We start from the raw sequence: 22,284 nt of genomic DNA on the forward strand, positions 1-22,284 counted from the left end.
AGCGATTACGCATGTAAACGCGTTAGGCCTTTACAACATTTTACTGTGCAATCACGTCTTCGTTCCGAAGTTGTGTTTGCAGCAATAGGCTTATCAATCAGGTTCATTACCGGTATCTAACCGTATCGAAATCGACCTAATATAAGGAATTTAATCGTGGCAAATCCTAAACTTGAAGTACTGACCCCACAAAACTGTCAGCTAATTTTTATCGATCACCAGCCGCAAATGGCTTTCGGCGTGCAGTCTATAGACCGACAAGTCCTGAAAAATAACACGGTAGGTTTGGCTAAAGCAGCAAAAGTTTTCAATATCCCAACTACTATCACCACAGTAGAAACACAAGGTTTCTCTGGCTACACCTATCCTGAGTTATTGGATGTATTTCCGGGTAAACCAATTTTAGAGCGAACCTCGATGAACTCTTGGGACGATCAAAAAGTGCGTGATGCTTTAGCCAAAAATGGTAAAAAGAAAGTTGTTGTCGCAGGTTTATGGACTGAGGTTTGTAATACTACTTTTGCATTGTGTGCCATGCTTGAAGGTGACTATGAAATTTATATGGTTGCAGACGCGTCTGGCGGCACAAGCAAAGATGCTCATGATTACGCAATGCAGCGCATGGTTCAGGCCGGTGTTGTTCCTGTGACCTGGCAGCAAGTGTTATTAGAATGGCAACGTGATTGGGCCCATAAAGATAGCTATGATGCTGTTATGACCCTCGTTAAAGAGCATTCTGGCGCTTACGGTATGGGAGTGGATTACGCCTACACTATGGTGCATAAAGCGCCACAACGCGCAGTCGGAACTCACGAAACGCTTTCTCCTGTAGCTGCCACTAAATAATTTTACTGTTTGCCTGATAATCCCGCCTTTGGTGCACTGCAAAGGCGGGATTATCAACTAATGAGGCACAGTGTCCTATTTGGGGTTTTGTGTTCGATAGAACTGCATAACGCGGGTTTCTCAGGCACTCATTTCAATGGAGTCTTGTATGAAATTATATCTACTGTCGCTCGGCGTCGGTTTGCTGGTTGGTATTATTTATTCCTTGTTGCAAGTGCGTTCGCCCGCTCCGCCAGTTATCGCCTTGCTGGGCCTGCTAGGCATGCTGATTGGTGAACAAGTTGTGCCAGTATTTAAAAAATTGATCGTAGGCCAGCCTTTGACTATGCTATGGTTAAAAACAGAATGTGTCCCTAAAATAACCGGAACGCCAAGTACATTAACCACGAATAACGAAACAGAAAAAGACACCAGTCCCAAAGACAATGTCTGATACCTGATTAATTCGGCCGACGCTGAATAACAACAATCAACTCAAGGCTTCGGACTCACAAGGATCCATGCTCGTTCAGGAGTATAGGAAGTAATAGGAGTCATATGCAGAAACTTGATGGTACAAGAGCTCAGATTGCAATTGTTGATGATGATTTTTCAGTCCGGGCTGCGTTAGGGAACTTATTACGTTCAGTTAATTATAAGACGCTGTTGTTTGAATCAGCCGAAGCCGTATTGCAAAGCAACGCTCTGCGTGAGATCAGTTTTATGGTGCTTGACGTGAAGCTAAAGGGTATTAGTGGTATTGAGTTGTTTGAACGGTTACGTGCTGCTGAAGTGAATATTCCTACTGCGTTTATCTCAGGTAATGCGGGTCTGAATACTCAACTGCGTATCGCCCGTGCCGGAGCCGTTCTATTTCTATCAAAACCTGTGGATGTAGAACTGTTGCTCAGAACCATAGACGATACACTGAACGCCATAGCTTTACCTTAGCAGCGCACGGGGTGCTAGAGGCAAGACAGTCTCCGAACCGCCCGACGATAATCAGACAGGCTCATGTGCTGATATTTAAAGAACACCCTGGCAAGTACCTGGCTGGACGAGTAGCCAACTTTAAAGGCGATTTCCGTAATCGGAAGGTTCGTTAAAGCAAGAAGCTCGCAGGCTTTTTCCATCCGTAATTGCGTGAAGTAGACACGGGGGGGTACACCAACGCTTTGCTTGAACATCCGTGCGAAATGATAAGGTGACAACTGCGCCTCCGCGGCTAGCTCGTCCAGGCTGATGTCTTCTGACAACCGCGCGCGCATCAATTCCTGACAACGCAGGGTTGTCCTCGGAGCAAGGCCGCCCCTTGTCGGCGCAAACGGGGCTCCACCCAGGCGACAAAGCTCAGCAAAAATCTCGCAGCCAGCAGCACGCGCCAGCAGGCGCGACGGCGCGCCTTCCTCTTTACAAATAGCCCACAGGTTCCCGACCACCCTTCGGATGGCCGGTGAATCAAACACACGTCCGTAGATACAGAAACTCTCTAACGAGAACCGGCCATCGGCTGCTTCGTCGAGCACGCTTTGCCATTGCATCACAGGAAACGCCAGGCTGCGAAGCTGATGGTTAGCGTCGTTCATAACAGTAGCGGCGAAGTTTGGCGCAGCAAGAGCAAGGTCGCCTTTCTTGCTCCTCACATCAAAGCGCCCCCCTCCAAGGTCGCCCCTGACACGACTACCGCCAAGTAAGTCCTCAAATAAGACAATATCTGTTACGGCAGGGCGAGACATATCCCCAGCCGGTCGCGCCACTTCAAGCAAATCAAGGATCCCGCCAGGGGATTTGCTCGTCCGCACATAGGATGCCTGTTCGCCCATGCGGTGCCATTGGGTGAATGACAAATCGGTAGGTTCGTTCATAAGAGCAGGACAAAAAACAACATTAGGTGCTAAAGCAAAACGGTGCACGGAACGCCCGACGATAGTCGGACGGGCTCATGTGCTGATATTTAAAGAACACCCTGGCAAGTACTTGGCTGGATGAGTAGCCAATTTTAAAGGCTATCTCCGTGATGGGAAGGTCCGTTAGTGCAAGAAGCTCGCAGGCTTTCTCCATCCGTAATTGCGTGAAGTAGACACGGGGGGGTACACCAACGCTTTGCTTGAACATCCGTGCGAAATGATAAGGTGACAGCTGCGCCTCCGCGGCTAGCTCGTCCAGGCTGATGTCTTCTGACAACCGCGCGCGCATCAATTCCTGACAACGCAGTGTTGTCCTCGGAGCAAGGCCGCCATTTGCAGAATCGAATGGTACCCCACTTAACAGACACAGCTCGGCCAATATTTCGCAACCTGCGGCCCGAGCTAACAGACGTGACGGCGCCCCCTCTTCTTCAGACAACACCCACAGTCTCCGTAGCGTTGATTGGATAACCGGCGAGTTAAATGAGCCTCTGTAGAGTCGTAAATTTTCCCACGATACCCCACCGCCGGCCGCTTCGTCGAGCAAGCTTTGCCAGTGCGCCACGGGGAACGATAAGCTGTGTAGCTTATGATTGGTGCTGGCGATGACCGTATTGGCAAAGTTCGGTGCTGCCAGGTAGAGAGACCCCTTCTCGCTCCTGACATCAAAAGCTCCGCCACCTGCGTCGCCCCGGACACAGCCGCCACCTATCTGGTCCTGATACAAAACAAGCTCTGGTACCGCCGGACGAGACATATCCCCGGCTGGCCGTGCAATCTCGATCAGATCGAGGATGCCCCCCGGAGCCTTCCTCGCTCGCAGATAGGAAGCTTTTTGGCCCTCGCAGTACCATTGGGTGAAAGAAAGTTTGTCAGGTTCGATCATTGCGGTGCTTCCTGCAAACGCCATCACACGCTCAAATAAGGTGTTTCGGCGAGCCATGCGCAAATTAAGCGCTAATTGAGAAATCAATATTTTTAGTATAGCCAATATGCCTTCAAGAACGCACTGCCCTTTCAGGCAGATTGGCGACTATTCCGCAAGATCTGCAACGTGACAGCAATTACTGCGACGCACCATTTTTCACCTCCCGCTATAGTATTAAAGTCAGCGATAGCTGTTGCTCTCGCTTTATTATCTCGACTTCTCTGTGCGAGCCTTTTAAACCCGAGCAATAACCAAGATGGAGGGAAGAAAACTTGAATAATCCCAATAGGACGCTCACAATCGTAACTAGCAGCTCCCGCAGTATTGGCGCAGCAGCCTATACATTGGTGCTTAATGAAGGCTAAAAAACTGCAAATTTCTGATGATGCCAGTAACCAGCATTTATCTGTTCTGCTCAACGCATCCAAAGCCATCTCTGAAGCTGCAGATTATGCAACGTTATTACAAGCGCTGTTAACCATTATTATTAAACATGCCGGCGCACAGCGGGTATTCCTGATTAAATCACAAGGCGATAGCCTGATACTGGAAGCCAGGGCACAAACTAACACGAACGGTGTCATGGTTGAGCATGTGCATTGTGAAGCCAATTGGGATGACCTACCCAAGTCATTTATTAGTAGCGCTATCCAGACAAAAAAACTGTTGTATGCCAACGTTGGCCAGCAAAGCACACCTTATGATCTTGACCCTTACTTTCAGCGTTTTTCCGTCTCAACTGCTATTTGCCTGCCAATAATCAAACAAAATCAGTTAATTGCAGTTTTCTACATTGAACTATGGGAACATGACAAGCTGTTCAGTGATGAGTACCTCAATGTACTGACGCTTCTGACAGCTCATGCGGCAACAACGATAGAAGCTGCCCGTTTACAAAATGCTATTGATGAAGTGAACCAGCAGCGGCTAAAGCTGGAGCGCGCATTGCGACTGGCCGATACATCGTTAGCTTTGGGTGAGCAAATCAGCAGAACGGGTAGCTGGCGCTGGGAGCTACATAACAACACTTTAGTGTGCTCTGAAGAGTTTTGTAACATCTTGGATTTAGACCCCCAGCGTCGCACTATTTCATTTGCTGATTTTGCCGCCTGTATTCACCCTGAGGATAAAAAGTCTGTATTAGACCGGATCCGTTACGCAGTACAAAAGGAAACAGCCATCAATGTGGAATACCGTGTTCTTAAAGCCGATGGCAGTGTTTTATACCTGACAGGACAAGGGTGTCCTGTATTTGACTCCGACAAACTCGTTGATTACGTTGGCACAGTAAATGATGTGACGGCAAGGCGCGCTGCGGAGAATGCGTTACGTGTCGCACAGGACGATTTAGCCAGAGTGTGCAGGATCACTACCATAGGACAATTAACATCGTCTATTGCTCATGAAATTAATCAGCCTTTAATGTCTATTGTTGCCAATGCCGGCGCGGGCTTGCGCTGGCTGCACCGCGCCGAGCCCGACTTGCAACAAGTCAGTGCCAGTTTGCAGTCTATAGCAACCGAAGGGCAAAGAGCAGGACAAATTGTACAGAGCCTGCGAACCTTGACTAAAAATACCAAAGCACTGCTAAGTAAGCTGGATATACATGATGTGCTGAAGTGTATTGTGGCCATTGCCCGCCGCGAAATTGAACGGCGCAACGTATCATTAGAACTGCATCTGGATGCAAAGTTGTCACAAATTCGTGGTGATATGGTGCAATTACAACAGGTTATGTTAAACCTGGTGATGAATGCCATAGAAGCGATGAGCGAAATCAGTAACAGGCCAAGGGTATTAACTATCTCTACTTTTACAAAAGAAGATCAGGTTATTTTTATCCAGGTTGAAGACACCGGGCCAGGAATTAGCGATGAGATAAAAGATCATTTGTTTGATGCCTTCTATACTACTAAAAAAGATGGTATGGGCATGGGGCTGGCTATTTGCCATTCTATTGTCGAGATGCATGGCGGCGAACTATCTGCAGTGCTACGTCAGCCTGTAGGTAGCATATTTTCATTCGCTATACCTTTAGTCAAAGACTAAAGGTATAGCGCTTACCCGGAGAAAACAAATGAGCGGCTTAGTGATCGTTGTCGAAGATGAGGAGCCAATACGTGTTGCCTTGGTCAGGCTGCTGCAGTCAGCCTGTTATACTGTACGTGCTTTTGCATCAGGTAAAGATTTTTTTAATAGCCCGATGCCCGACACGCCAGCGTGCTTGTTGCTGGATATGCAAATGCCAGATACGACAGGTATGGATATTATTAAAAAGCTGGCCAGTATTGAAGTAAGAATGCCGGTGATTTTTATCACCGGTTTTGGCTCTATCCCGATGAGTGTGCAGGCGATGAAGTCAGGCGCAAGGGAGTTTCTCACCAAACCTGTTTGTCCTGAAACGTTGTTGTCTGCGGTGGCTGACGCGTTAGAATCCGATCAAGCTAATCTGCAACAGCGTATTACGCAATGCGAGCTAACCGCCCGATACAACTTGCTGACTCCACGTGAGCAACAGGTGCTAGAGTTTATTATTGGCGGTTTGTTGATCAAACAAATTGCGGCAGAACTGGAAGTGAGTGAAATTACCATAAAAGTGCATAAAAGGCAGATAATGGAAAAAATGCAAACCAAATCAATTACCGATCTGGTTCGGATTACTGAACGTTTGCATATAACTCAGGCCAGAAGTCGCTGAGGTTTCGGAGTATTTAGCCGTTAGTATCATGTCTCAGACTGCGCTCTATGCGCTGGTCTGGGATCAACCAGAGTATGGCAATGCCGATGTAAAGCGCTAAAGCCAACCACTGAGAAACAAATGAGAACAGTATACCTGACAAATAACACAGCATAGATAAGCGACCTTTCCAATCCTTTCCTACCGCGTATTTCAACCTCGATTGCTCGCCCTGCGATACAATAATTCTGTATTCCAGTATCCAATAAGCTAAAGAAGCCATTAGCAAGACAAAGCCATACAACGCTACCGGCTGAGCTGAGAAGCGGCTTTCCCCCATCCATGCGGTAGTGAATGGGATTAAAGACAACCAGAATAACAGGTGCAGATTGGCCCAAAGAATAGAGCCCGTCACTTTGTCACAGACGTACAACATGTGATGATGGTTGTTCCAGTAAATACCCAGGTAGATAAAACTCATCACATAACTGAATATCACCGGCGCCATAGGCCACAATGCCTCAATGCTGTGTCCGGCCGGGCTGCGCATTTCCAACACCATAATAGTGATAACAATAGCAAGCACGCCGTCAAACAGGGCTTCCAGTCTGTTTTTACCCATAAACCCCACCTATATCTGCCATGATAAATCTCGAATTTATGCATGAAAAACCTAATTGCTACGGCTATCACTTTACTTCAACAGAGCATCGAATGGACCTATACATAGGCATAATATTTCCAGATTTGATTGATGTTATTCTGCTTATACTCAGTATGGTTATCGATGCATTCTTTTTGGCGATTGCTCTGCTCGCAGAAATTACACTGCGTTCCCTTCCATGGGGGATCTACCTTTAGGAACAGCAATTTAGTACAGACGACTTTATAAAAATTAGTTCATAAGGCTTATCAAGATGAAAACAATTTATTTAATATTCTTTCTTCTGTCCACTCTTGGTGTCCATGCTTATGCGCAACAAAAACCCTATATGGATTATGTGCTCAGCTGGAACGGAGACAACTCAACACTGAAGGTCGAACTGACATATTCTGCATCCCAAAAGGACAGTACTGTATTTGTATTCGGAGACCCTAGTTTTGGCGGACAGAATGATATATTTAACGTCATCAAAAATATTCGTGTTACTCAGCCCGAAGTAGTCAAGATTGACCATGCGACCAGACAGATCACCGTACATCACAACGGGGCTAAAAAACACCAGATCCGCTATGAAATAGACGGCTCGTTTAACAAGAATCAGCCAACGGTAATATCTCAAACGGAACTGTTCAGGCCAGTTATCACTAAAGGATTATTAACGTTGGTAAATAAGCAATTTACTTTGGAAATAACCGATGAAAGTAACCCATTGGTATCCTTCATATGGCGTGATCATCCCGAAAACTTCAACTATTTCAATTCCATTGTTCCATCTCAAAGGGATCCATTGGAAAAGCTTTCAGCCGATTACAACCAAGTTTCCGAAATGGTGTACTTTGTTATGGGGGACAATATAGATGTTAGGGAATACAATGTTATGGGGATTCCCTATTACAGTGTGACTACGAAAGAAGATAGGTATGGCAATGACTTGCAGGGCAGTCTCAGCCCTTTTTTCGAAAGCTATTTCCCGAGCATCCACAGGTTTTGGAACGATACCGATTTTCCATTCTATTTTTTAGCCGTATCGGCACTGCAAAATAATCAAAAAGAAATAGGAGCAGGTGGCTTTGGGATCAGAAACGGCTTTGTAATGAAGCTGGGAAGAGCATTTGATACTTGGGAAAAGTATGTAACAGCACACGAAACCGCCCATACTTGGGTAGGGTTAAAAATGATGTTGGGTAAGGCGAGTTTTGATCATCAATGGTTTGGTGAAGGGTTTAACGACTACACCACCCTCATTAATTTGGCAAACAGCAAAATTTACGGCCAAGAGCAGTTTCTGCATTACCTGAACGAAGATACCCTAAAAAAGCATTACGAGAGTGAGGTTAAAGGGGCACATAATGATTCCATTGCCGCAAATTATTGGACGGATGTAGCGCGCCGCAAACAATAAGCAGCAAAGCCTAGTATTTTGAGCATTTGCACTACTGCTCAGAATGCTAGGCTTTGCTCTAGTATTATTGTAAAGACTATGCGCCGCTAATTGTGCTTTTCGTTTGATATGTACCGGCAACCCGCTTTTGAAACTCTAAGTTTCCTCCTGTCAATCTGAAACGCCACGTACCATTAACTTCAGAATCACCCAAATAGAAATATTGGTTGCCGCCATCTGTCATTGATTCTATTTGAACGCCATCATCTTGCGCAGTAAGTTTTTTGTTATATCCTCCTGCTCTTATGGTAGTTTTTCCGCCGGATTCGTTTGAACCTAGCGATAGTACTTTCTCTGTTGAACCCCATGCTATTAACGCGCTACCTGCCGAGTTTCCCCCTGGTGTATGAAATGCCAAACCAGACACCTTCCCTGCAGGTGTCAAGAATGCCAAAAACGCATTTAAATCTGATTCCAGCACGGTCATTATGTCGGCTGGAATAGCCACGTTGTAACCACTTATCCCCTGCTTAATGTGCGCCGGTACTGTTGGGCTTAAACGAGCTGAGCCAGTAAATTTATCATTGCCAATTAGCAATTTGTCTGATTTAGACCATTGCTCTGCAACTGTATTACCCGCCAATACGTTGCCACTGAAATTACAAGATGCCCGGCGATTTAACCAGTACGGGCCTAAATTTTCAGGGTTATCATTCGCGCCGCAATCGTCAAAAACGTTGCCTGTTATATTAACCCCATCAACGTCAGGTGTTACGCCTGCTATTATGAACGGGAACCGTTTAACTATGTTCCCGCTGGCTATTAGCAGTCTGTCTGCCATTGCCCCCACTGAGCTGCTAAACGCACCTAAAAACCCCTCTGATCCGTCTTCACAGTTGTTGTCTGAAACAATCAAGTTTCCTGCGCCCCAGCTGAATGTGATTAAACCTTCGGCGTGGCCCACCTTGGCATTTGTGGCTAAGTTTGTGCGCTTACATGTATTGCGCGTAAAGAAGCCAAAGCCGCTTTGCGCAATTGCATCGTCATGCACCGAAAGGTGATAACAAGATCCGCCGATATCCTCAAACACGTTATGCACTACGTCGAATCCATGCCCCACTATTGTTTCTGACACCATATTGTAGAAATGGCAGTCTTGTATCAGCCCGCCGTTACCCTGCAAGTACAGTTCAGGGATAAAACGCCATGAAGCATTAAACTGGTTAAATTTATTGCCATCAAATTTGCCGTTGGTAATGAACACACGGCGGTTTACTGCAGCAAGCAATGGCTCTGAGCTAAACGCCTGGTATGCTTTTGCTATGCGGGTACCTACCGGCAAAGTGGTTATTGCTACACCTGGCCCAGCGCTATCAGCTTTAAACGAAAACGGGCCGGCAATAGTGACATTGTTGCCATTTATATCTGTTATTAAGCGCGGGTCCTGGCTGGTGTGTAAATCTGTGTCGTCTGTAAATGCCGTTACTGCATCACCAACGCGCCAGTTGGCCGGCACCGCTGCTAAAGTAAACGTGGTGCCTCCTGCAACTGTAAGCGCGGTTGTCAGCGTTGAAGACGTATCTACACCGTTTACCCGGCGCATAGTCGCGCCGTTTAAATCAATGTGGCAGTCGTGGATATTGGTTAACCAACAGGTGTGAGCAAACCGGTAACTGCGCCGCGGCTGAAATATCAGCTTTGTGCCGGTGAACGGCAGGTTGCGGATGTAATCTAACGCCCGATTTATCACATCTGAGTCATAAAGATCGTCTGGCTTTCGAAATTCTTCAACAAACACACCATGCCAGTCCATGCTTTGCTCAGCACTAACTGGGTTTGATTCCATTCCGCTTCTAATTTCTCTGGTAATGGCGCCCAATTTATGGGCAGTGGGTGATTCAATATGACTTTCGATCTTTTCGTCAAAAAAACCTAAAGCACGAGCCCAGTGATCATCCTTTGTCGCATCGAATTCAATACCAGCACTTGCCAACATATTCAGAAATTCAGCAATTGCATGGTTAAACCAATCCGCTCCAGGATAACTCGGGGCATTGTTCTCGCCTGATTCAGTGAACCAGCCTGGCGTACCGCTTAATGGCTTTGCGGCGGGACGAGCTGTTGCTTGCGAACCATTGCGTAACGGATGCATATAAACTCCTAATCGAAACTATTTTGAACGCCGTTTAAAACGGCTTTGTTATTAAGAAATGCCTAAACGGCGTAGTAAAACTCGTAATACAAACCACCCAACTTGTAACGCTGAAGAGTACACTCCAGAACTCTGGCATCAGACGTTAGCAATGGGGTTAACACATTGTCTAAACATGTCATGTAAGCCCCTGGAATGCCGTAAACTGTTACCCTTAATATGTACCGGTACTTCTGCTCCCAAAGCGGATAAGTACATGAGCGCAAACAGTGGTGCGGGAATGTTTCAACCACTTCCACGGTAAAGCCCAAATCAGTAGCAAACTTCTGGATATTCCACGCCTGCAGACCACCTTTGCGATGATACTTTTCAACCACTGCATAACGTCGATACTCAATGCTGGACACGGTTTCTGGAGTGCACTCTGGTAAACCTAAATACTCTTCCCATTCATCCAGCAACTGCAGGGTAGATTCAGGACGCATTTCAAACAGTAGGCTGTCAGCACTGGCCTCAGCGTTTTCTAATCTTTGCGCATAGCCTTGGGCATATTTATAAAGGTCTAACGATGTTGCTCGTTGCCACAAGAGCCCACGTGGCATTTGAGCCAATATAGCGTTAGTCCACTGCGCTACGGAATGAGCCACGTAATGACTCCTAATGCATGTAACTCTGTGTCTGCTGCTGCTACATCAGCGCTCAAATTAAGCAAATAGTCACTAACGCCCAGAGTTGAGCCAATAGCTGTGCGTACGGCACTTAATAGCAAGGTAGAGCCTGGGCCAAGCGTATTGAAATAGCCTTTAATACTGGATTGCACGCTTTGCCGTAGCTCAGGACTGTCGGGAAATAAGGTGATGCTTAAGGCAGTGGTTTTTAGCGTCAGCGGAATATAAACAGCCTCAATACCGCCTGGCCGTCCCACATCTGCGCCAGTGGCTGGATCCTTGTGGCGATAGATATAGTCAGCCATCGCTACCTGGTCCACGTAAGTAGGTAAAATATCTGGGCGTGAATCAAACACAAACGCATAACCAACAGTAGCTGGCCCTTGATAATTATCGACTGCCCAGGCACGAGCAACGCCCGGCACTTCGCGACACCAGCCAACATAGTCATGCACAGCGCCGCCCATTGGCGGGTTGCGTTTGCGAAACAATAAGCGCTCAAGCACTTGCGCCACAGGTTCTAAGTCAGCACCGCCAGCAATGCCGCCGCTTTGGCCATTGGGTTGAATACCTGGCACAGTAGAAACTAAGGTTAAGCTTTCACCAGCTAACAGGTTACCCGCTGCGCCCGGAACTTCAGCCTCAACCTGTACGACTACATTACCGCCAGACGGCGCATTAGAGAGCGTCACACGATATAGGCGGCCATCAGCATGCGTCATTACCGTGTCCACCGGAATTGCTGAACTACCAGTAAAAGTAACCGGACCTATGGCTGAACTGGCCAGCTTCTGGATCACGCCTTCATAGCGGGCGGTATCAATAATGGTTTGGTCTTCAGATTCAGACGATGGGATAACCTGGCGTACAATCCAGCTTTGATAATCATACAAGTCGCGCAGGCTGCCACTTACCGCCGCGTTCAGGGCCTGCTCAATACCAAACTTTGGTAAAATAGTATCCAGCGAGGCTTCAATGTCGATTAACCCGCCTTCAACCAGCGCTCTTAGCGTGGGTACATTAAACGGCACTTTGCGTCTCCCATCGTCTTGATACAGTAAAAGAAATCACTTCATCATCAGGTTTAGTGATCACAACATTCAGCGCCAGAGTTTGAAACTTTGGGATAGAGCCTGTTACTTGCACGCTTTTAGCAACAACACCTTCACCGTTATCACGCAGCATCCAGGCCAGTGCATCTTCTGCATACTTAACAGCTTTATTGCGTAAATCCGTGGTCATTTTTTCGCGGTAGAGCAACCACAATTTAGAGCCCCATGGCTCTGAATAAAACGAGTCACCAGGCCAACCTCGTAAGTCAGTAGAGCCATCTGGCACGGTGTCAGATTCATCAGCGCGGGCATCGGTAAACAACGAGATCAAAGCGAGGGTGGATATCTCGCCGATATCAGCACCCTCGATAATCAAACCTGCATTGTTCATCATGTCAAACACGATGGCGCTCATATCGAACCTACTCTGGTGTTGTAGTCGGCCTGTCTTCTGCGTCTTTGTGAACATGCCCTAAGTATGAAATGCCGTTAGCACTTAAATCAGAACCCGTTACAACATCGGCTGAGGTAATGGTTCCGGCGGCTTCAATACTGAGGTCTGTTGATATGTCACCAGTGACGTGCAGAGGGCCTTGGATTAATGTCTCTGGCGAGATAATAGTGAATGAGTTGCTGACATCGAAAATAACGTCAGTTGCTGCAATGCTGAAAGTATTAGTGATTTCAAAAATGACGTCTGTCGCAGTAAGGATGATCTTACCGTCTTTTGTTAAGCGGATTTTATGACCTTCAAGATGGTATAGAAAAACATCACCAATTTCACCCTGGGGCCTGCATTTTTTATCTTCTACTGCTATGGCCACCAAACCAGACAATGAGCCGCCCAGGGCCGCAACAATGGCTTCAGACCCTTCTGGCGGGAACGAACTAATGCCATAGTTCTGAAAGCGCTCAATGTTGTCTGCTGACTCATCAGCATGCATCTTCACCTGCAGGTTCTGGCGCTGCAGGTCTTCAACAATGCCGCTGACAACTGCCCGGGTTAACATGCCTGTAATGCGGCGCTTAATGGGTGCCAGCAGGCGGTCAATGTAGCGCTCACTTACCATTGGCCACCACCTAGTTTAGTGTCTTTTACTATTTGCGCCGGTATGTCCATTGCGTCAGGGCGCACCACACTAATTACCGCTAAACGTCCGGCATCATCCTCGGTGAACATAATAGATAAAATCAGCATTTCTTCATCCAGCTCAAGGATTTCGTCAATCACCGGGACAATGGTATTGATATTCCAAAGCTTGCCCGTCTGCGGTATGCGCCAGCCTGTCACCGTATATTCAGCAGTGTTGGATTTACCTATGCTGCGCTGGCGTTCCCACTGGCCGCGCCTGGCGGCACCCTCTGCGGTAGTGATCTCTTCGTTGACAATAATCATCGGACGATAACGGCTAATCTCACTGTCTTTCACATCGGCTTTAATGCCTCCAACAGCAGATATTGGTGCAGTGTCCCAGTTGCCGTGGGCAGCACCTGCAGCTTTAACTGTGAAATTGCTAAAGCGTTGGCGCCAACTGAAGCGGCCACGCGCTGCTTTGATGTTCTCGCCCAATATCAACGAAGCACCGGCCTTTTCTTTGCTGGCTCGGGTGATCACCAAATTGCCAAAGGTATCGCTGGTTAACAGCACGCCACGCTGTTTAGCCAGGCGAGATAATAGTTCGTGCGGGGTTTCACCTTGTTCGATTTGGATGCGCTGGAATGGCTCGCCCACGTCAGCATTTACGATCACCTTAATACCAAAGGGCTTACACACCACATCAGCAATCTGCGTCAGTGTCTGATTGTTGAACTGGCCACTGGGGTAGTCGATAGAGCAATCCACCAGGTCGGCTGTTTTGTCGCGGCCACTGACGCTAATCGTCACTGTCGTTTCGTCGTAACTTGGCACCCAATCATCCACATAACCAGTGATAACACGTTCACCGCCAATATCTACAGTGCACGCCTGGCCTTGCCGGATAGGCTCCACAAACTTCTTATACTGCTGCTCACTGCCTTGCCACTTCCATGTCAGCTCAAGGTCAAAGCTACCCGACATCGCATCAAGTGATCGGGTTACTCCAACCTTGGTCCAGCCCTGGTAAATTTGACCGCCAGCTTTTAATACAATTTCTTCCATTAGCCGATCACCTCAACCGTATCTGTTGGTAAAACAAAGGCCGGGTTCTTAAAGCCGTTGCGCAGCACTATGCTGTCGCGCCGCTCTGTATTACCCGTTTGCTGCCATGCCACCAAAGCAACCGGCACACTCTCTTTGGGCTTATAAATACTTACCTGGGGTAACAGTTCTGCCCGCGCCCGAGTGTCAGCCAATACGGCTTGCCTTAAGGCCCGCATCTGTCTCCATACTGCAGACCGGTTCGACTCAACTGCAGCTGCTGCATAAAGTGCTAACTGATCCGCAATACCGTAGCCCAGGCTTTTCAATTGCTGCCCCGTTAATATCGCGTTGCGCTCTGCGCCTGACAGGCTCTCAACCAGCTGGGGTTCATCATCCAGTTTTTTTACAATCTCGGCTTCGCCTAACGCAGAGCAGCTGGCCACAATGGCGCTATTTAACGTCAGGGTTTTAAATGCTTGCGCATTCGCCTGGATAGCGGCGTTTTTTGACGGGTTGGCCAGCTTAGGCACCGAACCTGCCATACCACCAGCGCTTGATATGTTGCGCGACAAACCACCTGTTGCCCCCAGCTCGGCACGCATACCACTCCAGCGGTTTTGCACGTTCTGATAAACATCCAGTGCACGTATGGGGTCTTTAACCACGCCTTTAATGTCTTCCAGCAGCCCCATGGCTTCACGGGCCAATTCACCAGGGTAGGCCAATAGCTTGCCAACTGAATCTTTAGTGCGCATGAGCCGGTCAGTCCACTGGCGCAGGTCATCAGGTAACGAGGGTAAGCCGCGTGTTAGCTCGTCCAAATCATCTAAGAAGGCGTCTACCATATCGCCCATGCCATCCAGGGTGCTGATATCAAACTCATCAGCAAAGGCTGTATTGACTGCATCTTTTGTCTTTTCGGCTTCGCTTTTAACTTGGGTGGCGGTGTCTGATTTGGAGTTAGGAAACAGGTTTTCACCCACTTCATACACTTCAAAATTAATTGTCGCCGTGCCATCAACGCGGTTAATTAACTTATGGCTGACCTTGCCAACCTGTACTTTGCGAATACCAAACCACGGATGAATTAATTCACCTGGGCCGGGTTTGTTTAGCGCTTCAAGAATGGCCTTTAACTGAGCAAGGTAATCTTCACCCACCACACGGCCACTAATGCGCTCCTGGGTAAGCACCTTGCCGTTGTCTTCGGTGTAGCCTACTTCCTTTTTGGGGTAAGCATGGGGGATGGCCCGGCGGCCACTTTCGCCATCGGCCTCTTCAAGTAAAAATTCAACGCCCCTGAACGAGGCGGTTAAACGGTCTTCAAATGCCATTTGCAAGCCCTTTAATAGTCACGTTAATTAGCACCTGTGTCAGGGTCGATAAGGATGCCAGGCGGAGTTTTGGTCGCGGTGAGTTTTGGTCTGCTGTCTGACAAATCCAGCTTCAGGTTAAGCATTCCGGTCAGGCCATTTAACATGGGCGATACATCGGTGCTTATGTTTTCAGATCGGTGCTCCCTGACAGACACATCTTTAATTTTTTCATCACCAAACACACTGGGTAACACGTCAGATAACGTGGTGGCTTTAGCCCACTTACGAAAACTCCGAAACTCGTCAACGACATCTAACAAGCCGGGGGCTTCAAAGTTGGCCATTGAGGGATCTCTTTCGGATTTACGACTAACATTGAATGGTAAATAATCGTCAGGGTTTTCATAAATCACGCTTGCTGCATAACCTACGGTTCCCAAAGCTACCGCTGTGGATCCTACTTTACCCCATTTGCTTTTGTTGGGTTTCTTATTACCATCCATGGCATCAGTAATGTCGATACCAGCTGCGCCACCCATACCGCCAGCGCCCATGTTAACGACATAAACAGGCATCACGCCCATATCAGCAAAGCCGCCCTGGCCACCTCCGCCTTGCTTACCTTTACCGCCAAACGCATTCTTCCCCCACGAATAAACATCGACAGCCTTTTTGGCTGCCACTAAACCACCTACTACCCACAGAGCGGCTTCGCCCCATTTCAGCCAGTTATCTATGGTTTCATCATCCACGCTGTTGATAGCATCAGCGATATCTCTGATAGGTTGCGACAACCGGCTTTCGGCAAATTTATTAAATGAGGTATATAAAGACTGCACGGCATTATTAAATTCCGCTGCATTCTTCGCTGCAGCTTTTTGGGTTTCACCGTATTCACCTGTCGATTTATTCATCTGAAGTAACAGGTCTTTGTTCTCTTGCGAATATAAAGCCGCCAGACCCTGCAATGATGACTGGTCGAACACATCACCTAATTTCATCGGATCATTTTTAGCTTTATCTAAAATCTCTAATAGCAACTCAACCGGCTCGCGCATCTCTTTAGTGCCGGCTTTAAATACTGCGATGCCTTGCTTGTCCAAAAACTCCACTTTTGTTTTGTCATTAAATGCAGCAAACACCCCCTGAATAGAGGTCAGCGATTCATTAGCATTGCCCTTGGCTTTGGCAAACAGCTGCACTAACGACGACATTTGGGTGATGGCCGCAGGGCCTTTGCCCTGGTAGGTAGCAAACAGCTGTTCTGAAATAGACGCTAAATCTTTGACGTTTACACTGCCTATAGCAAACTGGCTGTATAAATCATCAATGGTGTTCATTACCTCCTTCGCGTCTCTGATACCTTTTTCACGGAACTGAGCAAACAAAGCCCCGCTGGATTTAGCATCGGCCCCAAACGCCTGCATGAATAAACCCATGTTCTCCAGGTTGTCATTCACAAACTCAAAGTCTCCGGTCTTACCCATCAGCTCATCTATTGCAGCAGTGAATTGAGTGGTATCAACGCGGATGTCTGGTTGGTTGGCCAGCTCAAGAATATTGCCTTTTAGCATGGCAACCTGTTCGTCAGTCAGCTTTGCATTCGTGCCCAGGCGGGTCATTTGTTCAGAGAAGTTGCCGATATTGCGCACAGTGGCACCTGTGGCAAAAGCCGCAGCAACCCCCACGTAACGATTGCCTAAGGTGTCAATACCGCGCCCGGCTGCTGCTGCGGAGCGTCTAACCATGGTCATTGCCGTTTCGTTTTTCTTGGCAAAGTCACTCATAGAGGCGCCATACTGGCGGGCTTTAGCGGCAAGGTTGCCAGCAAGGTTTAAGATAATGTCGGTTTTAAGTTGCTGGGCCATGGATTAACTCTCTTAACTTTCTGTAGGTGCGGACAAGGCGGCGCAGTGGCATGGCACTGGATGCGCTGAACGGAATGCGGGACCCGATAGCTAACTGCAGGTCCTCGCAAATTACCGCCAGCGCCTTAAGGTCGCCCCCGGTTCTCCAGCTCCTTCGCTATCAATTGGTCAAGTTCGGACGCCTTTTCTTGCAATAACTTAAAATCTTCCTGGTGCAACTTACGCAGCTCTTTAACGCTAACCGGCCCTTGCACGGCACCAATGTATTCCACCTGGCGTACCAGCAACTCCAGCCCGTACAGCACATCACTGGTATAAGCCACTGCTTTACCGTCCTGCACTATTACTTTTTCAGCAGCAATTTGGGCGTCTATGTAGTCACCGGATGTAAGCTCCTTAAGGCCCACCTCAAGGTGGGTTTTCTCACCCACCTTAAGGCCATGCGTTAATTCAAAAGTCATGACGGCCATTAGATACGCTCTACCTTATTGCCCTGGAATGTGCCGGTAACATCGCCGGAGTCTGAAATAGTAAACGGGGCCTGTGGCGCGCAATCCGTCATCATATAATCGACACCGTTGTCACCTTCCCAGGTGAGTGTGGCATTTGTGATGCTATTGATTTCCAGCACGTCCACGTCTTCATCAGCAGCAATTACCACGGCAATAGTGGGCACTGTGTACTCATTCGACTGGCCCCAAACACGACCCGGCCCAACGTGCGGGGTGCGGGTGTAACCGCCGGGGTTTAAGGTTGATCCTTTTTTCGTTTTCAGCTGTTTGCTGTTGGCACGAATAACCACTTCACCAAGGATTTGTCCCATGGGCTTATACTCCTAATTAAAGTTTGAACTGCATCAGCGCGGCAAAGATGCGGAACTGATTAACAATGTTGGGGTTGAACACGCAGTTAAGCCGGTTCTGATCACTGGAATCCCGGTACACGTTCAGCGTGGTTTTAAAGCCGTCAAAGTCTTCCATCAGGCCCTTAGGTACCCAATCATTGTTGGCCAGCTCTAACATGGCGTTGCGCATAACTTTAGGCGTAACAACTGGCTGGCCCGGATCAAGCCGGTTTAACACATCATCATTGGCCAGCTTGTGGCGTGGGAAACGGTTCGTCACCATAGTGCGCAGTGAATACCGCAAATAGCCCAGAGTTGCAGGCGTGGTGATATCCAGATAGCTTGGATCCGGGTCACCAAAGGCATTCTCCCGGTACATAGATACTTCACGTTCAATGGCCACTTCGCCGCCTGGCGTAACCATATAGGTAGCAATGCCATCGCCCAGCAGCAGGTTGCGCTCTGTCATATCCCACTGCAGTTCTTTAGCCGGCGGCAGCAGGCCGGTCATTACCAGAGTTTGTAATGGGCGAGCCGGATCAATACCAAGCGAGTACGATGCCTGGCCGGCATAGGCGGCAGCAAACTCAAAAGGCGAGTGAGGCGCTTTGTTGGTACCCATGCATGTAAACAGGTAATCGTTACGTGCTACACCAAATGCACCCGTCTCAGCAAAGGTGCCCCGGAACGCTGTGTAAGCAATGCCTTCAATCATCTTGAGCGGACCCCAGCGAGTCACAAGCTCATCCCGCAGCGTGTTCAGGCTTTGGGTGTCGTTATAAGGCATCACAATATGGTTGTACCATTCGTTAGGTACTGCTGCGATTACCGCATCCATATCCGGTGTGCCAGCGCCGCCTGCCATATCGACCAGGGTCAGGGTGACACCAGTTGGCAACACTTCGCCATCGTAGTAGTTGTAACGTACATCAATATCGTTACCTGTAGAGCCTTTCCACTTGCAGGTTAACTCAACCGTTTCAGTGGTGGCCGCTTTAAGTGCTGCTGTCACCGGCAGGTTTTTGTTGGCATTAATTTTGGCAATCACCGCTGTGGCAATAGTGGCCGTTGTATCTGCATCATTAACGCCCACCTGCACCGACTCACCGGCAATCAGCAATGCAATTACACCGGCTTTCGCACTGGCTGCAGCCACTGTAATTTCACCTTTTGCCGCCGTACCTGCGTCAAGGTCCGCAACGCCCAGCGCATACACATCGGTGTAGTCGTTTGATTGGCGGAAGGCCTTCAGCATGCGCGACATCATAGAGCCATAGCCATACAGCGCGTCCATTTGGCTGTCGCTGTTGGTAATACGGTTCAGCGTTAACGCTGTTGCGCTACCTGTGGACAACTGCTGGCCGATCACCAAAACCTTTTGCGCTAAAGCAGGCGTACCCGATAGCGCGTTAGAGTTGTCAATCTCGATATAAACGAGAGGGACTTTAATATCGTTAGGAATGCTACCGAGTGCCATATTTATGCTCCTTTATCGGCTTTAGCCGGCGCTTTAGCCGTTGCTTTAAATTCAATTACATCGCCTTCATTCAGGCGGCGCACCCAAAAGGATGAACGCTCTACTTTTTCGCCAGCCTCTGCCAGGTATTCACCACTTGGCTTACGCACTGGCACCACTGCTTTTTTGGGTTTGATGTGGATCAACATAGTTATTTCCTGTTTTCATCCCGTTACTGAGACTGTTATTTACCTGGTTACTGCGGCATATCTACAACACCTTCCAGCTCTGGCGCACCTTCGGCCAACTGAGCTTTAAGGCCAAAGCGCAAAAAGTCATCCAGCGTTGCAGGGTCCAGCTCAACGTCCAGGTACCACTGCTGTGTCCAACTCACTGACCACACAGCAAGGCCCAGTTCGTCAACCTTATCGCTGTACAGGTTGTCACCGCGCACTGCATCGGCCCGGCTATAGGCACTTGGCAAAGCGTTACGGCGCAATAAAAAACCGGCTAACTTGCCTGCGATCACTTCGGCGCGAGAGTCTTTCTGATAGCCAAACTGGTCGGTTGTAAACACATAGGCCACAAAGTTCACGGTGCCGACAATGCGATTGCCAATGCTTTCGTACTTAGGCACACGCAGAGCAGCAATCCGAATGCCGCCATCACGGTTTGCTATCCAGCGCTTCACGTCTGCCGGGGTGTCAAACTTGCCAATGTGGCGCTCAACAGTTTGCACCCGGTCAATCTGCTGCTCACTGCCTTCAAGCTCTGGCTTGAGGTAGGCGACAATTTGTTCACAGGCCCACACCGTTGATCCGGTTACAACAAAATCTGGTCTTATCATTGGATCAGCCCGCCCCAAAAGTTACCCAGCACTGCATAAATCTCTTGCTGGTTGTCTGTGCTTAAACCTAAGAACTCACGCGCTGGCATATTCATCAGCCGGCTAAATGCACCCACCGACTGATACACCGGAAACGCCAATGCCTTACCAAAGGCTTGTTTAATTAAGCGCGTGTGTGCATCTACCTGTACCACACCGCTAAAGCCGTCCTGAATCGTTGGCGCGTAGGCCAGCGGGGAACCAACACGTACTTGGTTTCTTTGCACCACGTACTGAATCGAATCGAGCAGGTCCCCATCACCCTGCAGCAAAGACTGATTACCGTGCCGGGTCTTTGCATAGGCACTGCTCCATTCCGCCCAGGGGCTGCCGTCGGGTGATGTTTTTTCATCGGCAATGCGCCGCCGCGTCTGGCTTTCAACAATGCCGCCAAGCGCGTCTAACAATTCTTCTTTGTGCTTAGGGTCGCCCAGCGTTTCCAGCAGCTGGTTATAGCGCTGTAGTTCCTGTACTCCGCTAACCTGCACACTAATTGACATTACAGAACGCCCCGCAAGCTGTTGCGGGTAAACAACCGCTCGTTGTCCTGGACTAATTCAACTTTGCCCAGGCTGCTTTCAGCAGGCTTATCGGCCACAGGCAAACCTAAGTCACGCTTGCCCGTGCCGATTTCTCTTAACGTAGTGAGCGCCATTTTGTAGCGCTCTTCCAGCAAGTTGGTGGCCTGCTGATCACGGTCTGCTAACCAGTAAAAGGCGATGGTGACAGCCAGCTTATTCAGCATGCCCGGCACAGTTGGCAGGGGCAGCACGTAGCGGGTCATAAACGAATTTATTTCGTCGTCTGCCTGCTCTAGTGCGTTATTGATATAGGTATCGTTTAACTCGCCGGTTTCTCTGTCGATAGCGACGTTCCAGAGCATGGAGTTATCACGGTCTATCAAGTCCTGCTTTGTTGCATAAATAGCCATCACCGCCGCCTTACTATTCGCTGCTGTCCGGGTTGATAACGCCAGCCGGATCAATCAGGTCTTCAAGGTCAATATCTTCTATGACCAGGTTAGGTTCGCGGTGCACGCGCTTTGCCTTTTCAGCAGTGAGATACACCACAAGCTCTGCCTCATGATCCGGCGCAGAAACTGCCGCAGCCGCATCCGGCTCTTGCTCAACCACAAGCACCAATGTTTCTTTGAGACGATGGAACTGCACGCCGGAGCGCCAAAAGCCAGCGGCTGCCTTAGAACGGGCCGTAAAAGCACCCACAATGGCAATAGCGTCATGGCCAGCGCCATCAACACCATCTTTACTTTCCGATTTATCCACATCATTTTTACCTTCCTTAATAGTGGGAACTGAACCAGCCGTGCCACCCTGAGCTAAGGCATCTAAATCAGCCTTCGCTTTTAGTGTTGCCGCGTCCTGTTCGGCCTTTGCTTTCAGTGCTGCCGCGTCCTGTTCGGCTTGCGCTGTTTGGACGGCAGGATCCTTTGCCACTGTTTTTGCTGCTGCAGCACTTGCTGGGAGCTTTGCCCTTGAGCCAGTGCGGCGGGTTTTGTTTTGGCTTTCACTCACGTTGAA

At 48.6% G+C, this 22,284-nt stretch carries 25 protein-coding genes; 6 read left to right on the plus strand and 19 right to left on the minus strand.

What is annotated here, in order from left to right:
- Window positions 1–156: 156 nt before the first annotated feature.
- The 3 genes from BLW68_RS05225 to BLW68_RS05235 all read left to right on the plus strand — a co-directional run bounded on the left by BLW68_RS05225 (window position 157) and on the right by BLW68_RS05235 (window position 1,776).
- Entirely contained in the window at window positions 157–846 is a 690-nt protein-coding gene (locus BLW68_RS05225; protein ID WP_092790995.1) for a hydrolase, read from the plus strand.
- Window positions 847–994: 148 nt separating this feature from the next.
- The gene (locus BLW68_RS05230; RefSeq protein WP_092790997.1) at window positions 995–1,279 is read left to right on the plus strand and encodes a DUF1427 family protein; all 285 of its coding nucleotides are present in this window, start codon (window positions 995–997) and stop codon (window positions 1,277–1,279) included.
- Window positions 1,280–1,383: 104 nt separating this feature from the next.
- Complete coding sequence (locus BLW68_RS05235; protein ID WP_092790999.1) at window positions 1,384–1,776, plus strand: response regulator transcription factor; 393 nt, start codon at window positions 1,384–1,386, stop codon at window positions 1,774–1,776.
- A 14-nt stretch (window positions 1,777–1,790) separates the two neighbouring features.
- On the opposite strand, the gene BLW68_RS05240 is transcribed toward BLW68_RS05235, so the two are convergent.
- The gene (locus BLW68_RS05240) at window positions 1,791–2,738 is read right to left on the minus strand and encodes a helix-turn-helix domain-containing protein (protein WP_245728272.1); all 948 of its coding nucleotides are present in this window, start codon (window positions 2,736–2,738) and stop codon (window positions 1,791–1,793) included.
- Window positions 2,713–3,618: a helix-turn-helix domain-containing protein gene (locus BLW68_RS05245; protein WP_092791003.1), complete on the minus strand. Its 906-nt coding sequence runs from the start codon at window positions 3,616–3,618 to the stop codon at window positions 2,713–2,715. Before BLW68_RS05245 ends, BLW68_RS05240 begins: the two co-directional genes overlap by 26 nt.
- 396 nt (window positions 3,619–4,014) lie before the next feature.
- Between BLW68_RS05245 and BLW68_RS05250 the strand changes: the two genes are divergently transcribed.
- On the plus strand, window positions 4,015–5,709 hold the full coding sequence (locus BLW68_RS05250) for a GAF domain-containing sensor histidine kinase (protein ID WP_092791005.1): 1,695 nt from the start codon (window positions 4,015–4,017) through the stop codon (window positions 5,707–5,709).
- 28 nt (window positions 5,710–5,737) lie between these two features.
- The gene (locus tag BLW68_RS05255) at window positions 5,738–6,358 is read left to right on the plus strand and encodes a response regulator transcription factor (RefSeq protein ID WP_092791007.1); all 621 of its coding nucleotides are present in this window, start codon (window positions 5,738–5,740) and stop codon (window positions 6,356–6,358) included.
- Window positions 6,359–6,371: 13 nt separating this feature from the next.
- Here BLW68_RS05255 and BLW68_RS05260 read toward each other — a convergent pair whose 3' ends face one another.
- On the minus strand, window positions 6,372–6,959 hold the full coding sequence (locus tag BLW68_RS05260; RefSeq protein WP_092791009.1) for a TMEM175 family protein: 588 nt from the start codon (window positions 6,957–6,959) through the stop codon (window positions 6,372–6,374).
- Between the two features lie 295 nt (window positions 6,960–7,254).
- Here BLW68_RS05260 and BLW68_RS05265 point away from each other — a divergent pair, with 295 nt between their 5' ends.
- Window positions 7,255–8,403, plus strand: coding sequence for a hypothetical protein (locus BLW68_RS05265; protein WP_092791011.1), 1,149 nt, complete (start codon window positions 7,255–7,257; stop codon window positions 8,401–8,403).
- A gap of 76 nt (window positions 8,404–8,479) precedes the next feature.
- Here the strand turns inward: BLW68_RS05265 and BLW68_RS21065 are convergent, their stop codons facing one another.
- The 16 genes from BLW68_RS21065 to BLW68_RS05345 all read right to left on the minus strand — a co-directional run bounded on the left by BLW68_RS21065 (window position 8,480) and on the right by BLW68_RS05345 (window position 22,278).
- On the minus strand, window positions 8,480–10,534 hold the full coding sequence (locus tag BLW68_RS21065; RefSeq protein WP_177172160.1) for a hypothetical protein: 2,055 nt from the start codon (window positions 10,532–10,534) through the stop codon (window positions 8,480–8,482).
- Window positions 10,535–10,596: 62 nt separating this feature from the next.
- The gene (locus BLW68_RS05275; RefSeq protein WP_092791013.1) at window positions 10,597–11,181 is read right to left on the minus strand and encodes a YmfQ family protein; all 585 of its coding nucleotides are present in this window, start codon (window positions 11,179–11,181) and stop codon (window positions 10,597–10,599) included.
- Window positions 11,166–12,233: a baseplate J/gp47 family protein gene (locus BLW68_RS05280; protein WP_092791015.1), complete on the minus strand. Its 1,068-nt coding sequence runs from the start codon at window positions 12,231–12,233 to the stop codon at window positions 11,166–11,168. Before BLW68_RS05280 ends, BLW68_RS05275 begins: the two co-directional genes overlap by 16 nt.
- A complete protein-coding gene (locus tag BLW68_RS05285) occupies window positions 12,223–12,669 on the minus strand; it encodes a phage GP46 family protein (RefSeq protein WP_092791017.1) in 447 nt (148 codons plus the stop codon). Before BLW68_RS05285 ends, BLW68_RS05280 begins: the two co-directional genes overlap by 11 nt.
- A gap of 7 nt (window positions 12,670–12,676) precedes the next feature.
- A complete protein-coding gene (locus BLW68_RS05290) occupies window positions 12,677–13,324 on the minus strand; it encodes a phage baseplate assembly protein V (RefSeq protein WP_092791019.1) in 648 nt (215 codons plus the stop codon).
- The gene (locus BLW68_RS05295) at window positions 13,318–14,394 is read right to left on the minus strand and encodes a phage baseplate assembly protein (protein WP_092791021.1); all 1,077 of its coding nucleotides are present in this window, start codon (window positions 14,392–14,394) and stop codon (window positions 13,318–13,320) included. Before BLW68_RS05295 ends, BLW68_RS05290 begins: the two co-directional genes overlap by 7 nt.
- The gene (locus tag BLW68_RS05300; RefSeq protein WP_092791023.1) at window positions 14,394–15,710 is read right to left on the minus strand and encodes a DNA circularization protein; all 1,317 of its coding nucleotides are present in this window, start codon (window positions 15,708–15,710) and stop codon (window positions 14,394–14,396) included. The genes BLW68_RS05295 and BLW68_RS05300 overlap by 1 nt, the downstream gene beginning before the upstream one ends.
- Window positions 15,711–15,733: 23 nt before the next feature.
- Entirely contained in the window at window positions 15,734–17,560 is a 1,827-nt protein-coding gene (locus BLW68_RS05305) for a tape measure protein (protein ID WP_092791025.1), read from the minus strand.
- A 125-nt stretch (window positions 17,561–17,685) separates the two neighbouring features.
- Window positions 17,686–18,030: a phage tail assembly protein gene (locus BLW68_RS05310; protein ID WP_092791027.1), complete on the minus strand. Its 345-nt coding sequence runs from the start codon at window positions 18,028–18,030 to the stop codon at window positions 17,686–17,688.
- Window positions 18,030–18,383: a phage tail tube protein gene (locus tag BLW68_RS05315; RefSeq protein ID WP_092791029.1), complete on the minus strand. Its 354-nt coding sequence runs from the start codon at window positions 18,381–18,383 to the stop codon at window positions 18,030–18,032. The genes BLW68_RS05310 and BLW68_RS05315 overlap by 1 nt, the downstream gene beginning before the upstream one ends.
- A 16-nt stretch (window positions 18,384–18,399) precedes the next feature.
- The gene (locus BLW68_RS05320) at window positions 18,400–19,881 is read right to left on the minus strand and encodes a phage tail sheath subtilisin-like domain-containing protein (protein ID WP_092791031.1); all 1,482 of its coding nucleotides are present in this window, start codon (window positions 19,879–19,881) and stop codon (window positions 18,400–18,402) included.
- 2 nt (window positions 19,882–19,883) lie between these two features.
- A complete protein-coding gene (locus BLW68_RS05325; RefSeq protein WP_092791032.1) occupies window positions 19,884–20,069 on the minus strand; it encodes a DUF2635 domain-containing protein in 186 nt (61 codons plus the stop codon).
- Window positions 20,070–20,116: 47 nt separating this feature from the next.
- On the minus strand, window positions 20,117–20,707 hold the full coding sequence (locus tag BLW68_RS05330; protein ID WP_092791034.1) for a hypothetical protein: 591 nt from the start codon (window positions 20,705–20,707) through the stop codon (window positions 20,117–20,119).
- A complete protein-coding gene (locus tag BLW68_RS05335; protein WP_092791037.1) occupies window positions 20,704–21,246 on the minus strand; it encodes a phage virion morphogenesis protein in 543 nt (180 codons plus the stop codon). The genes BLW68_RS05330 and BLW68_RS05335 overlap by 4 nt, the downstream gene beginning before the upstream one ends.
- Window positions 21,246–21,677, minus strand: a complete 432-nt coding sequence (locus tag BLW68_RS05340) for a gp436 family protein (RefSeq protein WP_092791039.1) — start codon at window positions 21,675–21,677, stop codon at window positions 21,246–21,248. The genes BLW68_RS05335 and BLW68_RS05340 overlap by 1 nt, the downstream gene beginning before the upstream one ends.
- Window positions 21,678–21,690: 13 nt before the next feature.
- On the minus strand, window positions 21,691–22,278 hold the full coding sequence (locus BLW68_RS05345) for a hypothetical protein (RefSeq protein ID WP_092791041.1): 588 nt from the start codon (window positions 22,276–22,278) through the stop codon (window positions 21,691–21,693).
- Window positions 22,279–22,284: the final 6 nt, after the last annotated feature.

Origin of the sequence: Rheinheimera pacifica, assembly GCF_900108485.1 — a bacterium.
In the GTDB taxonomy this organism is placed as follows: Bacteria; Pseudomonadota; Gammaproteobacteria; order Enterobacterales; family Alteromonadaceae; genus Alishewanella; species Alishewanella pacifica.